General features: G+C 37.8%; 11 protein-coding genes. 1 reads left to right on the forward strand and 10 read right to left on the reverse strand.

Annotated features, from left to right (window positions below; all coding sequences use genetic code 11):
• Positions 1 to 122: 122 nt before the first annotated feature.
• The 6 genes from asnS to lpdA form a co-directional block, all read right to left on the reverse strand.
• Entirely contained in the window at positions 123 to 1,571 is a 1,449-nt protein-coding gene (gene asnS, locus DBR40_RS10625) for an asparagine--tRNA ligase (protein ID WP_124559723.1), read from the reverse strand.
• A gap of 765 nt (positions 1,572 to 2,336) precedes the next feature.
• A complete protein-coding gene (locus DBR40_RS10630; RefSeq protein WP_124559724.1) occupies positions 2,337 to 2,864 on the reverse strand; it encodes a ferritin in 528 nt (175 codons plus the stop codon).
• 665 nt (positions 2,865 to 3,529) lie between these two features.
• Positions 3,530 to 3,889, reverse strand: coding sequence for a hypothetical protein (locus DBR40_RS10635; RefSeq protein ID WP_124559725.1), 360 nt, complete (start codon positions 3,887 to 3,889; stop codon positions 3,530 to 3,532).
• A 180-nt stretch (positions 3,890 to 4,069) separates the two neighbouring features.
• The gene (locus DBR40_RS10640) at positions 4,070 to 4,636 is read right to left on the reverse strand and encodes a GNAT family N-acetyltransferase (protein ID WP_124559726.1); all 567 of its coding nucleotides are present in this window, start codon (positions 4,634 to 4,636) and stop codon (positions 4,070 to 4,072) included.
• Entirely contained in the window at positions 4,636 to 5,475 is an 840-nt protein-coding gene (locus DBR40_RS10645; RefSeq protein ID WP_124559727.1) for an MBL fold metallo-hydrolase, read from the reverse strand. The genes DBR40_RS10640 and DBR40_RS10645 overlap by 1 nt, the downstream gene beginning before the upstream one ends.
• Before the next feature lie 136 nt (positions 5,476 to 5,611).
• Complete coding sequence (lpdA, locus tag DBR40_RS10650) at positions 5,612 to 7,000, reverse strand: dihydrolipoyl dehydrogenase (RefSeq protein WP_124559728.1); 1,389 nt, start codon at positions 6,998 to 7,000, stop codon at positions 5,612 to 5,614.
• A gap of 700 nt (positions 7,001 to 7,700) precedes the next feature.
• Here lpdA and DBR40_RS10655 point away from each other — a divergent pair.
• Positions 7,701 to 10,964, forward strand: a complete 3,264-nt coding sequence (locus DBR40_RS10655) for a TonB-dependent receptor (RefSeq protein ID WP_124559729.1) — start codon at positions 7,701 to 7,703, stop codon at positions 10,962 to 10,964.
• A gap of 83 nt (positions 10,965 to 11,047) precedes the next feature.
• Here the strand turns inward: DBR40_RS10655 and DBR40_RS10660 are convergent, their stop codons facing one another.
• The 4 genes from DBR40_RS10660 to DBR40_RS10675 form a co-directional block, all read right to left on the reverse strand.
• Positions 11,048 to 11,683: an acetyltransferase gene (locus DBR40_RS10660; protein WP_124559730.1), complete on the reverse strand. Its 636-nt coding sequence runs from the start codon at positions 11,681 to 11,683 to the stop codon at positions 11,048 to 11,050.
• Positions 11,684 to 12,339: 656 nt separating this feature from the next.
• The gene (locus DBR40_RS10665) at positions 12,340 to 12,735 is read right to left on the reverse strand and encodes a c-type cytochrome (protein ID WP_124559731.1); all 396 of its coding nucleotides are present in this window, start codon (positions 12,733 to 12,735) and stop codon (positions 12,340 to 12,342) included.
• Positions 12,736 to 12,903: 168 nt separating this feature from the next.
• A complete protein-coding gene (locus DBR40_RS10670; RefSeq protein ID WP_124559732.1) occupies positions 12,904 to 14,085 on the reverse strand; it encodes an AIR synthase related protein in 1,182 nt (393 codons plus the stop codon).
• Between the two features lie 290 nt (positions 14,086 to 14,375).
• Positions 14,376 to 16,550 carry a glutamine synthetase III gene (locus DBR40_RS10675; RefSeq protein WP_124559733.1) on the reverse strand — a complete coding sequence of 725 codons (2,175 nt, stop codon included), beginning with the start codon at positions 16,548 to 16,550 and terminating at the stop codon, positions 14,376 to 14,378.
• Positions 16,551 to 16,572 lie beyond the last annotated feature (22 nt).

Below are 16,572 nucleotides of genomic sequence, written 5' to 3' on the forward strand. Positions count from 1 at the left end.
ATTGTACAATTGGCTACCTGGGAGTCGTCCCGATGGGACGAAATAGAATAGCGGTCAGATTTTTAAAACCTGACCGTAATTTTATTTAAAGGGTTTTCTTTTTTAGTTACCTGTTAAGCCTATTAAAATTCAGCGTTTTTAGGGAACCTTGGGAAAGCAATTACATCGCGGATGTTGGTCATACCGGTTACGAACAATACCAAGCGTTCAAAACCTAAGCCGAAACCAGCGTGCGGTGCTGTACCAAAACGGCGGGTATCTAAGTACCACCACAATTCATCCTGTGGAATGTTCAAAGCCTCCATGCGTTGGGTTAAACGATCTAAACGTTCTTCACGTTGCGATCCGCCAATCATTTCGCCAATACCCGGAAACAGGATATCCATTGCGGCAACTGTTTGTCTGCCTTCGGCATCGGGTTCGTTCTGACGCATGTAGAACGATTTAATATCGGCAGGGTAATCGGTTAGGATTACTGGTTTTTTAAAGTGTTTTTCTACCAGGTAGCGTTCGTGCTCGCTCTGTAAATCAGCTCCCCACTCATCAATCAGGTATTTAAACTGTTTCTTCTGGTTTGGTTTAGAAGATTTTAAAATCCTGATGGCTTCTGTATAGGTTAAACGTTCAAAGTCGTTAGCTAAACAGAAATCAAGCTTTTCTATCAGGCTCAATTCGCTACGCTCGTTCTGCGGTTTTTGTTTATCTTCTTCGGCCAGGCGTGCATTTAAAAATTCAAGTTCGTCTTTGCAGTTATCTAAAGCATATTTAATTACATACTTCATCATATCTTCTGCAAGCTGCATGTTGTCTTCTAAATCTGCAAAGGCAAACTCAGGCTCAATCATCCAGAATTCGGCCAGGTGGCGTGTTGTATTCGAGTTTTCGGCTCTGAAGGTAGGTCCGAAAGTATAAATTTTACCAAAAGCCATTGCAGCCAATTCGCCTTCTAACTGACCCGATACGGTTAGGTTGGTGGCGCGTGCAAAGAAATCTTGCGAGAAATCAATCTGTCCCTCGTCAGTACGTGGCGGATTGTCGAGATCTAAAGTAGTTACTTTAAACATTTCGCCAGCACCTTCTGCATCACTTGCGGTAATTACAGGTGTGTGCATGTAAACAAAACCACGTTCGTTATAAAACTGGTGAATAGCGAAAGCTAATGCATGACGTACCTTGAAAACAGCGTTAAAGGTGTTGGTACGGAAACGCAGGTGTGCTATTTCGCGTAAAAACTCCAGACTGTGTTTTTTAGGTTGCAAAGGGAATTTCTCCGGGTCGCTATCGCCCAAAATTTCTACACTGGTTGCTTTAATCTCCACAGTTTGGCCTTTACCAAGCGATTCGATTAATTTACCTGTTGCAGAAATTGCTGCACCTGTAGTGATTCTTTTCAACAGCTCATCGGGTAAATTATTAAAATCGATCACAACCTGGATATTGCTCATGCAAGACCCGTCATTTAATGCAATAAACTGATTATTACGGAAAGTTCTAACCCATCCCATAACCGTTACTTCTGTGTCAAATGCTGTCGACTTTAATAAATCTTTAATTTGCTGTCTCTTAATCATATTGTTGTTTATAAAAGCCGCAAATTTAGGAAAAAAAAGCATATCAGTTGATAGTTTAGCGCTTTCGGTTAACAGTTTTTTTAAGTATGAAGTATTTTAAATTGTTAGTGGTAGGGTTAAAGCTTTTTGTTGTGGAATTTGAAGTTGTATATGGTTTTAATGAATAAATTTCATTGATGTTCTTGTTTTCTTCTTTGTTTTCTTGTTTTTTAGGTTGTTTGTGGTTTTATTTTGATTTATTGTTTATTATTTTTTTTGTTTTATGTGTTATTATGATTTTTATCATTAAATTTTTATGTTTTTTTTGTTTTATTTTGTGTTTTTATTGTTTTTAATTTGATTTTTTAGGTATTTTTTGTTTATTTATTTGTTTTTAATATTAAAATTTGAATATTTTTTATGTTTTTTATTGAAACTTGTTGCGTTTTTAAATAAAAATAGTACTTTTGTAATGCTCGTTAATTATTATTATATATTTGGTTTAAAAAGAGCGCTGGTAACGGCGCTTTTTTTATAAAAATTGAGACTTATTCATAAAATCAACATAAACTAAACAACCTAAACTAAGAAAGCTCCAATAAATTGGGGCTTTTCTTTTTTTAGCGCCATCTCGACTAAAGTGCAGCGGAATGGAGAGATCTAGCTCGATAGATTTTTCGACTGCGTTGCACTCCGCTCGAAATGACGGTCATATGGGAGGAAAAACTCTTGAACAAAAAAAGCTACCCTTTTCAGGATAGCTTTTCAATATATGTTTTGTTGTTGTTATTCTTCTGAATAATTGATTTTGTTCACATGCTTGTCGATTTCCCATCTTCCGGTACCTTCTTCGCCAATTACGTCGAACAATTCTAAAGCTCTGCGGGCTTTGTATTCTTCTTCACGTTGTTCTTTTAAGAACCAGTTTAAGAATTCCATGGTTACAAAATCCTGCTCTTTGTGGCATTTAGCTGCAATGTTTTTGAAACTTTGGGTGATTGCAATTTCAGCTTCTAAGGCATCTTCGAAAACTTCTCTGAAGCCTGCGAAATCTGTTTTGATTCCGTTTACTTCTGGAGAGATTGCGTTTCCGCCCATATCCAATACATATTTGAATAGTTTAAGCTGGTGTACTCTTTCTTCTTCAGATTGCTTTAAGAAATAATCTGCTGAATAGTCGTAGCCATTTTGATCGCACCAAGATGACATTGATAAATATAGTGATGAAGAGTGAGCTTCTTTTTTGATTTGCTGATTTAATAATGTTTCAATATCCTGTGATATTAAACATTGATTGCGCATTAAGTCTTTCATAATTCTGTGCTTTAATAACAATACAAATGTATAGTGAATTTGTTCGTCTTTATAATTTATTTGCAATATGAAATTAGTCTAAATTGCTGATAATTAGTTATTTGTAATCAGTTTAAATAATGATGGATGAGGTAAGATGGATGATGGGAAATGGGGAGGGTAGAGGGGATAACGCTAAACGGATACTGCTTGAGGATCAGAAGTATAGTAGGAGGTTTTCTATTAGTTGTTTCAATGATAAAGTCAATGAATGGATATTATTTTAAGCATTAACAATAAAAAATGAAATAGATTTCTCCGTTTCTCTGCACTCCAGTCGAAATGACGATCAGGAAGGGGGATAGTGCGCAAGGAAAAAAAAAGTTAAAGGTTTTTAATTGATAGTTAAGCAGTTTGCGGTTTTCAATTGACAGTTTGTAGAACTCAGTTTGCCAGTTAAGCAATTAACTGATTAACCCAATTGTACAGTTAGCCAATCATTTTTGATCATTAAGAAGCTAAGGGGATTAAAGTTTTAGTGATTGCTGAAAATGATATGTTAAGCAGTTTGCAGTTTTCAATTTGCAGCTTGCTGTGCTCAGTTAACCACTTTAAATAATTAACCGATTTACGGTGCTAATGAACAAATGATTAATGTACGAGTGAAGAATGTACATTTTCCATCCTTAATAAACTAATCTGTAAAGGCAGTCTTTAATCATGTGGTTTAATTTGAACATGGTGAAAGTGCCTTGTAACAGATCTTTTAACGCAATAATTTCTAAAGCATTTAAAAGATACATGTGTTCGCAGCCATTAAAGGTAACCAATTCGAAATCAGCTTTGTGGGTATTTAAAAGAAGTGCTTCGATATCTATATCTTCTACAACCTTTTTTAATTTTTGAAGTGAAAGGCAGTTGAAGCGCGCAAACTTGCCACCAAAATCTACATAAAAGCAGTTTAACTTATCAGATTGATAAATAGAACCATGAGTATTTGAGAATACGTTAGCCAGTTGGTTGATATCGATACACGCTTTTTCCATTGGCTACAAAAATTGTGATTATTTAGATTAAATACAAATAAAAATGGAAATAAATTTTAGTGAGCGTGTAGCGGGTTGAGTTTGGCGTGAGGAAGGAAGGATCGTCATTCCGAGCGTAGTGTAACGGAGTTGAGGAATCTATTAAGTGTTTCCTTGTTGATGTGTTCTAGAAAAACTAAATTAGTGATCCGCTTTAAGTTGAAACACCATGTGATGGTACAATCCCCCCATAAATTGTTTTTCGTTTTGGATTACAAACCCCATTTTTTCGTAAAGCTTTAATGCCTGTTTGTTATTTTGTTCGACCAGGAGCGCAATGGTTTGGTGACCCAGTTGCTGGCCCCAGCTAATGCCTGCCTTGATCAGCACTTTTCCTATTCCTTTTCCCTGAGCTTTAGGATTAACACTAATGCTATCCAGATAGAATTCGCCGCTTTGGGTTTCTGCATCCTGGTTGTTGTCGGTTTGCTTATCGTTATGGATATAAGTTAGAAAAGGCTTGCGGAGTTCGGTAAGCTTCCCTCCATCGTAGGCATTTAATGAGCCTAGCACTTCGCCTGATTCTTCAAAAACCAAAGTGTTTTCATAACTGTATTGATTACCCTTTTGCTGAAAGAGATATTCAAAAATGTGGTTAATTTCGCTTTGGTTTTGTGTATGGGTTAATTTGCCTGCCAGTTCACCCATCGCCTGGAGTATTAAAGGTACAACTTTGGCAAAGTCAGCAGGTTTGGCTGGTCTGATCATTAAATATCGCTTAAGTTAAAAGTTTCGGCTACGCGGATGCCTTTTTCGGTCCGCTGCAGGGTGCAACACTCGTTAACCGGATCGTGCTCCAGGTATAAGATATAATTGTTGCTCACTGCTTCTTCTAAAAAGGCCTGCTTTTCGGTTAATGTTTTTAACGGAAACATATCGTAAGCCATTACATAGGGCAGGGGCAAGTGACCAACCGACGGTAAAAGATCGGCCATATACACGATGGTTTTTCCTTTGTAGTTAATTTTAGGCAGCATCATGGCATCGGTATGGCCATAGGCAAAGCTGATGTTGATGTCTTTTTGCCAGGCTATATTTTCCTGTTCGGTAACAAATTTTAACTGTCCGCTTTCCTGTATGGGTAAAATGTTTTCTTTTAAAAAGGATGCTTTTTCTCTTGCATTTGGTTCTACTGCCCATTGCCAGTGCTTTTCGTTGCTCCAATAGGTTGCCTTGCTAAAGGCAGGTTTTAGTTTCTCGCCATCCCTTACCACCGCACCGCCCACATGGTCGAAATGGAGGTGCGTTAAAAATACATCGGTAATATCGCTGGTACTGAAACCTAAAGCGGCCAGCGATTTTTCTATCGTATCATCGCCATGCAGATAATAATGGCTAAAAAACTTTTCATCCTGTTTGTTCCCTATTCCGGTATCGACCAAAATAAGTTGATTGCCCTCTTCAATTAATAAGCAGCGCATGGCCCAGGTACAAAGGTTATTGGCATCTGCCGGGTTGGTTTTTTGCCAAATGGCTTTGGGTACCACGCCAAACATGGCGCCGCCATCGAGTTTAAAAAAGCCTGTGTTTATGGTGTGAAGTTTCATTTGATGTAAGATGTAAAATGGTTGATGTAACAGTGCTAAAAATACAAAACCCTTTAGGATTAACTAAAGGGTTTCTGTAATAATATTGGTTTTATTGTGGCTTGGTCTTACGCCTTCAACCTTTAAACCTTTTACCTTATAAGTGGATTACCTCTCCGTATGCATCAGCGGCTGCTTCCATAATGGCTTCGCTCATGGTAGGGTGTGGGTGAACCGATTTAATCATTTCGTGTCCGGTAGTCTCTAATTTACGTGCCACTACAATTTCGGCAATCATTTCGGTAACGTTGGCACCAATCATGTGCGCACCTAATAATTCGCCGTATTTGGCATCGAAAATTAGTTTAATGAAACCATCTTTAGCACCAGCAGCACTTGCTTTACCTGAAGCTGAGAATGGGAATTTACCAATTTTTAATTCATAGCCTGCTGCCTTAGCTGCTTTTTCGGTATAACCTACCGAAGCAATTTCTGGCGTGCAATAGGTACAGCCCGGAATGTTGTTGTAATCTAAAGGCTCTGCATGCTGACCTGCAATTTTTTCTACACAGATAATACCTTCTGCAGAAGCCACGTGTGCAAGCGCTTGTCCGCCAACCACATCGCCAATTGCATAGTAACCTTTTACCGAAGTGTTGTAGAACTCATCGGTAACGATTTTACCTTTTTCGGTTTTGATGCCTGTTTCTTCTAAACCAATGTTTTCGATGTTGGCTACAATACCGGCAGCTGAAAGTACAATATCGGCTTCGATGGTTTGCATACCTGAAGCAGTTTTAACCGAAACTTTGCAACCTGCACCGCTGGTATCAACCGACTCAACACTTGCTGAAGTCATTACATCGATACCGGTTTTCTTTAAGCTACGCAATAATTGTTTCGACACGTCTTCGTCTTCAACAGGTACTACGTTTTCCATAAATTCTACAATGGTTACTTTTGTTCCCATTGTGGCATAGAAATAAGCAAACTCAACACCGATAGCGCCCGAGCCTACTACTACCATGCTTTTTGGTAATTCGGGAAGTACCATAGCCTGGCGGTAGCCAATAATTTTTTTGCCATCTTGTTTCAGGTTAGGCAATTCTCTCGAACGTGCACCTGTAGCAATGATGATATTTTTAGCTGTAAGTTCTTTTTGCGAGCCATCAGCACCTTTAACTTCTAATTTGTTGCCTGGTTTAACTTTACCAGTACCCATAATTACGTCAATTTTATTTTTTTTCATTAAAAATTGAACGCCTTTACTCATGCCATCGGCTACCCCGCGACTGCGTTTTACCACAGCAGCAAAATCGGCCGTTGCACCAGCTGTTGTAATGCCGTAATCGGCAGCATGGTTAATATATTCGAAAACCTGAGCACTTTTTAAAAGTGCTTTAGTAGGGATACAGCCCCAGTTTAAACAAATACCGCCTAATGATTCGCGCTCAACAATTGCAACTTTTAGTCCCAGTTGTGAAGCTCTGATCGCAGCTACGTAACCACCTGGGCCGCTGCCTAAAACAATAACGTCGTAATTCATCTGTTTTTTTTAGTTTATTTTTAATCTGTCAGATGGAGCTTGCCCTAATTAAAATAAGCTAATTAGGGTTGGTTCATATCTATTTTAAACAGATTTGTTTTTTAATCGCTTTGTGTTTGCTGTAATCTTTGGGTAAAGGAGTCTCTGTGCGTACAGATTAATCTCGTGTTGATAGTTGCCTACGTTCACCTTACAAGAAGCTAAGGAAGCTAAATCCTTTAACAATCGCTCAAAACTAAAAAAAAAATGTCAATTGACTAGACCAATGTTGAGATAGCAGTTAAAATTTACACTGGCTGAATATTACAGGCATAAATTTAACATGGTGTTTTTTGTGTTTTCGTATTTGTAAATAGGCAAATCAAATGCCCGGCATGGTAGGGCTAACTGTCTTATTTTTAAGTGAATATTATTGTTGAAAGTTATTATTTGAAAAATATCATTGTTGTGGCTTGTTTTCTGCCTAAATAATAACCAATTCTGGGTTTTGTTATTAAAAATTTAGTTCTTTAAACAAACGTTTGATAAACTGGAAGTTGTTGTTGCTTTGATATTTGTTAAATGTTGAAAAAATATGACCAACTTAACCATAATTTAACATTGGATGTTAAAATGTGTTAAATTTTATTGGGTACATTTGCGGCATTAATTATCATTAGATTATTATTCAACAACAAAAAAACATTTAAAAAAAGAAAGTATGAAGAAATCTTTACTTTTAAGATTAGTACTGGTTATTGTTGCTTTTGTAGGTATCACTTTTGGTGCGGATGCACAGGTTACTACATCATCGATAACAGGAACAATTAAGGATGCCAAAGGCGCCTTACCTGGTGCAAGTGTAAAAGCTACGCATACACCATCGGGAAGTGTTTACACCGCTTCTACCAACAATGATGGACGTTACACAATTGCCAATGCCCGTGTTGGTGGCCCTTACACTATTGAAATTTCTTTTGTTGGTTATAAGCCAGAGAAATTGACAGATGTTTACCTGAAATTAGGTGATGCTTCTGTATTAAACATTGTCTTAAATGATAATTCTCAAGTACTAAGCGATGTTGTAGTAAGAGGTACTGCTTCAGCCAGTAAATCAAAAACTGGTATGGCAACTGCCATTTCTAGAAAACAAATCGAAGAGTTGCCTGCAATTTCAAGGAGTTTAACAGATTTGACAAGATTAACTCCTCAATCAAGCTCTGCAGGTAATGGATTCTCATTCGCTGGTAGAAATGCATTATTTAATTCATTAACACTTGATGGTGCTCAAATGAATAATGTTTTTGGTCTTTCATCTTTACCAGGAGGACAAACAAATGCTCAACCGTTTACACTTGATGCATTAGAAGAATTACAAATAAATTTAGCTCCTTACGATGTTAAACAAAGTGGCTTTACCGGAGCTGGAGTTAATGCTGTAACCAAATCTGGAACGAACAAGTTTTCAGGATCAATTTATAGCTATTATAAAAATCAAAACCTTCAGGGATATAAAGTTGGTGATACGCAATTACCAAAAGGTAGTGGTGATGCTTTTTCTAACAAACAATTGGGATTTAGATTAGGTGGACCAATAGTAAAGAATAAATTATTCTTTTTTGTAAATGGTGAAATCAGCAGAAGAACTGCGCCATTCTCGACACTTCAAGTAGACAGAGGGACATCAAAAGGTGCTAATATTTCAAGAGTAACTTTTAACGATATGTTGACTGTTAAAAATTTAGTGCAATCTAGATTTGGCTATGACCCGGGAGAAATTGATGGCTACAGTAACTTAACTGAAGCAAATAATCTTACAGCAAGATTGGATTGGAACATTAGTAATTCTCAAAGGTTAACCGTTAGGTATAATTACTTAAATTCATTTGACGATAAGGCACCAAGTGGTTCTGGGTCTAGGAACGGTCGTGGGCCAAGTCCTCAATCGATGATTTTTTCAAATCTTAGATATAAACAATATAATAATTTAAATTCAGTAACAGCTGAATTGAATTCTAGATTTGGTAATAAGTTCGCTAATAATTTGCAACTAATCTATTCAGGATTTAGGGATTATAGAGAACAAAATGGAGGAGCATTTCCTTTAGTGGATATAGAAGATGGAAATGGAAATAATTATATTTCATTAGGTTCTGAGCCATTTAGTGGTTTAAATAGATTAAATCAAGATATTTATACTTTAAATGAGAACTTTAACATTTTTGCTGGTAATCACACCATCACTTTAGGTGGAACTGTTGGATATCAAAAGTTTGCGAATGCTTTTGCTCAATTCTTTAGTGGTCAATTTAGATACAAAAGTTTATCAGATTTTGTTGCAGCAGCAAATGGTAACAATTCAATCGTGCCGCTTCAATATCAGTTAACCTATTCAGCAGACGCATCGAATCCACAGCCATATGCAATATTTAGTCAGATGCCAGTTGCTTTCTACGCTCAGGATGAATGGTATATTAAACCTAATTTTAAACTATCATATGGTTTAAGATTAGATGTGCCTATCTATACAGCAGATATTCAATCTAATCCTCGAGTAACCGATGCTTCTTTTAGAGATGGTGAAAAATTGGATGTTGGTCAGCTTCCAAAAACGCAATTGCTATTTTCTCCTAGATTAGGATTTAACTGGGATGTATTAAAGGATTCTAGATTAATCATTAGAGGAGGGTCTGGTATTTTCACAGGAGCTTCAACAGGCGTATGGTTAACCAATCAAGCTGGTAATACAGGTTTAATGTTCGGATCTGATCTATTGACAAATCCAACAAATCGTCCATTTAACCCTAATCCATCTGCTTATATTCCAACCAACGTAAATATACCTTCTACTTTTGCTATTAATTTGACATCACCTAATTTTAAATTACCTCAGATTTGGAGATCAAGTTTAGCATTTGATTATAAATTACCTGGTGGTATATTGGCTACTGTTGAGGGAATGTATACTAAATCTATTAACGAGATTTATCACAGAAACGCAAACCTAGTTAACGCAGCTGGTACATATTCTGGAACAGGAGATACAAGGCCATATTTCCCTGGTGTTACAGCTACTTCAAATGCAAGTGCTGCACCTAACAGAGTAAACTCATTTATCACTAACGCTATTGTGCTTGACAATACTAATCAAGGTTATGCATGGAATGTTACTGCACAATTGCAAAAAAGATTTGGTAGTATTGCTGATGTAATGGTTGCCTATACCAGAAGTGATGCTAGAGACATAACCTCTAACCCAGGTTCGCAAGCTAATTCTGCATATTCTGGAAATCCAATTATAGGAGATCCAAATGTACCAACATTAGCTTATAGTAGTTTTGTTGTTAAGAACCGTATCATTGCTTCTGTAAACTTTAACTTTAAAATAATTCCTAATTCTACAACATCACTAGGGTTTATTTATGAAGGATCACCTTATGGTGATAATTTTGGAAACACAAGGTTCTCTTATCAAGCTGGTGATATTAACGGAGATGGTAACGCTAACGACTTGATGTATGTTCCTAAAGATATCAATGATATCCAACTGCAAGCAATAACAGGTGCAAATGCCGAAAGTATAGCTTCTCAGTGGAATAGACTTAATCAATATATTGATCAGGATAAGTATTTAAGTACCAGAAGAGGTCAGTATTCAGAGAGAAATGGAGCTGAATATCCTTGGGCTAATCGTGTGGATGTAAGAATTATGCAGGAAATCCGTACTCTGTTTGGTAAAGAGAATGGAAACAGATTTAACCTGAGCTTAGATATTGTGAACTTTGGTAATTTATTAAATAAAAATTGGGGTTTAACCAAAATTCCTAATCTTACAACTCCTTTGGTTTTTCAAGGTAGAGATGCAGGAACTGGTAGACCTAAATATACTGTTAATCAGAACTTAGGAACTAGTACTTTTAGAGATAATACTAGTTTTGCTTCACGTTACCAAATCCAGGTAGGTGCTAGATACAGTTTTAATTAATTATAGTCTACGATGATTTTTTAAGCCCTGATCAATTGATCGGGGCTTTTTTGTTGGTATTGATTGGGATAGACGAAATTCGATTAAATTATTGTTTTCTTAACCCTGGCTGGTACTCCTGCTACCATTACATTTTCGGGTACATTCTGCGTAACTGATGCTCCTGCGGCGATGTAAGCGCCTTTGCCAATGGTTAGTCCTGGTATTATGGTTGCACCTGCACCTATAAATACACCTTCCTGAATATGAACATTGCCTGCAACGGTAACACCGGGCGATATGGTTACGTAATCGTCAATAATGCAATCGTGGCTAATGTTGCAAAGGGTATTGATAATGCAGTGGTTGCCGATATTAACCTGGGCATTAATTACCCCTCCGGGCGCAATACAGTTGCCTGTACCCATTTTTAGCGTCGGGCTTAAGTAATTGTGCGGATGGATAATATTGATGAAGCTGTAGCCCTTTTCTGTTAGCAGGCTAATTATCGATTTCCGTTGATAGTTGCCAATAGCTCCAATAAGTGCAAGTTCTGGTGAAGCTGGATATTGTTTGATGAAATCGAGCAGCTGAATAACCGGTTTACGGAGGCTGGAATGCTGATCATGATGATCGACATTGATGACGTAGCCTGCTAAGTTATACTCCTGGTGACTGTTAAAATATTCGCTAACTTCTGTAGCGTGTTTACCAGCACCCAGAACATATACGTCGATCATGATGTTTATTCCAATTAGGTGTAATTTGTTAACGTTGAATATACGTTTATAGATATGGATTTGGACAATGTATCGGTAAAAAGGTTTAATGTATCGATAAAGGTATAGTTGCTTTTAAGGTTGTTTTGGTTTTTGTACGCTTAATATTATTTACATTTTTCAGAACAAAGCGATCATTCGTCCGATTTGAAAGAAATAGCGTGAGATACCTTTTTTAAAACCTTTGCTGAAGAAAGCTTGACATCCATTATCAGGAAAAGAAGGTCGATGAAGGAGAGTACCTATCCTAGATTTGTAGAAAGGACATAAATAAAAAAGAGGTTGCCTTGTAAAGATATAGTTTGGCTATGAACTTGCTTCAACTTACTGAAGATTTTGGCAAGCCCTTCGGCAAGGTACCATTGACAGACCCAAGAGAAGAATCGTCATTTCGACTGAAGCCAACCGGTTTTTCACCGGTGGCGGAATGCCTGCCCGTACAGGCGGGGAGAAATCTATCGAGGCAGATTTCTCGACTACGCTGCACTTCGCTCGAAATGACGACCCTGAGTGGGCTGTTACTAATATTGATCTTTATGCAATAAATTATTCCTCAGATGACAATACTATATTTTAGGCAACCTCTTTTAATAACTTAAAGAAGCCAGTGCTTATAATTACTTACCTGGTTCTGTTTTACCATTGTGGCAGGTTATACAGGCAATTTGGGTAATGGTTTTTCCTTCCTGCAGGGCGTTTTGGAAATATTTCTTATTGATCTTAGCCGTCATGCGCATCATTTTACGGGCTGTTTCCTTCTCAGGTTTTTCATCGCTGGCGAAATCCATTTTCCTCGGGTTATCTTTCATTGAGGCATGGCAATGGCTACAACGTACGCCTAAAGCCAGCTTAAAATCGTCCATTACTTTGTCGAGTTCTTCCTTGCTGATGTTTTTAGGCAATACCTTTAAATTTTTTGCTTTTGGCTCTGGTTCAGGTTTAGGCATAAAGGCGCTCAGGCTAAATGCAAAGCAAGCCAATAAGGCCATTACGATGGTCTTTTTATAATTCATGTTCTGTTGGTTTGTATAACTAATATAATCCTTTTTCTATTGTAGAAAATGACTTTAACAGATTGTAATGAATTTATTTCAATAGCTGAGGTAAGGTGGAGGAATCGGTTTAAAAGAAAAGGCTTCGGAGTTTATCCAAAGCCTTTATGTTAAGTGCGAAGCGGGAGCTTAGTTGTAAACAAATGTTCCTTTTTCGCTTTCTATTGTTACTTGTTTTTGTTCGCCTTTTTCTACCCTGCCAATAATTTTGGCGTCGATATTAAAGCTTTTCGAAATTTCGATAATGCTGGCAGCAATATCCTGTGGCACATATAGCTCCATACGGTGCCCCATGTTAAACACTTTGTACATTTCTTTCCAATCAGTACCCGATTCTTCCTGTATGAGTTTAAATAGCGGCGGTACAGGGAATAAATCGTTTTTAATGACGTGGATATCGTCGTTAACGAAATGCAATACCTTGGTTTGTGCACCACCACTGCAATGTACAATGCCATTAATCTGACTGCGGTGTTTTTCCAGTATCTGTTTAATTACAGGTGCATAGGTACGGGTAGGTGAAAGTACCAGTTTACCTACTGTTATTTTGCCATGGCCTTCGATATCGATTTCGTCGGTTAGTTTTTTGCCGCCTGAGAAAACCAGATCAAAAGGCACTGCAGGGTCGAAGCTTTCAGGGTAAGCATTGGCAACCGATTTATCAAATACATCGTGACGGGCAGAGGTTAGTCCGTTTGAGCCCATACCACCGTTGTATTCTGTTTCGTACGTAGCTTGCCCCGATGAGGCCAGGGCTACAATTACGTCGCCAGGTTTAATGTTATCGTTGCTGATGATCTCTTCGCGCTTTAAGCGGCAGGTAACGGTAGAATCAACAATAATGGTACGTACAAGATCGCCCACATCGGCTGTTTCGCCACCGGTAGAGTAAATTGAAATGTCTTGCTCGCGCAGATCGGCCAAAATTTCTTCGGTACCGTTAATTACAGCTGCAATTACTTCGCCCGGAATCAGGTTTTTATTACGGCCTATGGTTGATGACAGGAGGATGTTATCGGTAGCACCTACACAAATCAGGTCATCAATATTCATAATGATGGCATCTTGCGCAATACCTTTCCAAACTGAAATATCGCCGGTTTCTTTCCAATATACGTAGGCTAAAGATGATTTGGTACCTGCGCCATCGGCATGCATGATATTGCAATAAGCCTCATCTCCACCTAAAATATCGGGGATGATTTTGCAGAATGCTTTTGGGAAAATTCCTTTATCGATGTTTTTGATGGCATTGTGCACATCTTCTTTTGAGGCAGAAACGCCACGTTGATTGTACCTGTTATCACTCATGTTGCGCAAAGATAACTTTTTAAGGTGGAAGGTAAAAGGGTAGAAGGTAAAAGGTTGATAGAAAATCCGAAATCTCAAGTCGGGAGTCAGAAGTTTTTTACCACAAAGGCACAAAGCACAGAAAGGTTAATAATAAGCAATTATCAATAACCAGTTTGCAGTACTATTGAACCAATTTTGCAGTTTTCAATTGACAGTTTGCAGTACTAATGAACTATTGAGCCAATAAACCATAAAAAAGGGCGTAAAGTGCACACTTTACGCCCGATAAGCTTAAAACCTTGCGGTTATTATTTCATGAATAACAATTCTCTGAATTTTGGTAAAGGCCAAACGCTATCGTCAACGATTTGCTCTAGTTTATCAGCGTGGTAACGGATGGTATCGAAGTAAGATTTAACTTTCTCATCGTAAGCAATCGCTTTTTCGCGGGTGTCTTCCAATTTGTTGGTTACTTTACGTTCTTCTAACATCGCATCGATATTACTCTTAACGATATCTAAGTGCTCAGATAGTTTTTTAACAATTTCTAATGAAGATTTGCTATCAACACCAAGTTCTTTTAATCCTTTAACGTTTTCGATTAATGAATTTTGGTAAGCAATTACAGCAGGGATAATAGCAGTGTTAGCAACTTCGCCCATTACACGTGCTTCGATCTGTAATTTTTTGTAGAAGTTTTCTAACATGATTTCATGACGGGCATGAATTTCACGTGCGCTATAAATACCAGTTGTTGCAAATAACTCAGCCGATTTCTCAGTTAAGTAAGCATCTAAAGCTTTAGGTGTAGTTTTGATGTTTGATAAACCGCGTACTGCAGCTTCATCTTCCCACTCCTGGCTGTAACCATTACCTTCGAAACGGATTGCTTTTGATTCTTTGATGTATTTTTTGATTACTGTTAATAAAGCGATGTCTTTTTTATCACCTTTCTTAATTAACTTATCAACTTCAGCTTTAAATTTAACCAATTGCTCGGCCATGATCGCGTTTAAGATCGTCATTGGAGCAGAAGAGTTTGCAGACGAACCTACAGCTCTTAACTCAAATTTGTTACCTGTAAAGGCGAAAGGTGAAGTACGGTTACGGTCGGTGTTATCTAATAAAATCTGAGGGATTTTAGGGATACCTAACCAAAGTGCGTTATCTTCTTTGATTTTTTTGCTGATACGTGAGTGCTCGATCTCGTCTAATACATCGTTCAATTGCGAACCTAAGAAGATGGAGATAATTGCAGGTGGCGCCTCGTTAGCACCTAAACGGTGATCGTTGCTTACTGATGCAATACTTGCACGTAATAAATCTGCATGCTCGCTAACTGCTTTAATGGTGTTAACAAAGAAAGCAAGGAACATTAAGTTGTTTTTTGGCGTTTTACCTGGTGCCAATAAGTTTTTACCAGTATCTGTAATTAACGACCAGTTATTGTGTTTACCTGATCCGTTGATACCTGCGTATGGTTTTTCGTGTAATAAAACACGGAAGTGGTGACGACGGGCAACTTTTTCCATCAAATCCATCAACAATTGGTTGTGATCGATAGCTAAGTTGATTTCTTCATAAATTGGCGCACACTCGAACTGAGAAGGTGCAACCTCATTGTGACGGGTTTTTAAAGGAATACCTAATTTTAAAGCTTCGTTTTCGAAATCTACCATGTAAGTGAATACACGCTCAGGAATAGAACCGAAATAGTGATCTTCTAATTGCTGACCTTTAGCAGACATGTGTCCGAATAAAGCACGGCCAGTTAATAATAAATCCGGACGGGCGTTGAATAACGACTCATCAACAAGGAAATATTCTTGCTCAATACCTAAAGAAGCATTTACTTTAGTGATGCTCTTATCGAAATACTGGCAAACATCAACAGCAGCTTTATCTAATGCAGCTAATGCTTTTAATAAAGGTGCTTTATAATCTAAAGCTTCGCCAGTGTATGATACGAAAACTGTAGGGATGCAAAGAGTTTTACCTGCTTTACTTTCCATAATGAAGGCCGGAGATGAAGGATCCCATGCAGTATAACCACGAGCTTCGAAAGTGTTACGGATACCACCGTTAGGGAAACTCGATGCATCTGGCTCTTGCTGAACCAAAGCGCTACCTGCAAATTTTTCGATTGCGCCTTCTCCGCTAGGCTCAAAAAACGAATCGTGTTTTTCGGCTGTAGTACCTGTTAAAGGCTGGAACCAGTGTGTATAGTGGGTTGCACCAGCAGCCATTGCCCATGATTTCATGGCGGTAGCAATCTGGTTTGCGTCTTCTGCGTTAATTAACTCACCTTGGTTGATAGATGAAATTAATTTCTCATACACGTCTTTAGATAAGAAATCTCTCATTTTTTTCTTATCAAATACATTAGCGCCAAAAAAGTCAGAGATTTTTGCTGAAGGAGATTTAACTTCTGGTGAAATTCTGTTTTGAGCCTCTTTTAATGCGATGGTTCTTAAGCTTTTCATTAATTTGTTATGTTTTTTGTCA

Source organism: Pedobacter sp. KBW01 (genome assembly GCF_003852395.1).
Taxonomy (GTDB): Bacteria; Bacteroidota; Bacteroidia; order Sphingobacteriales; family Sphingobacteriaceae; genus Pedobacter.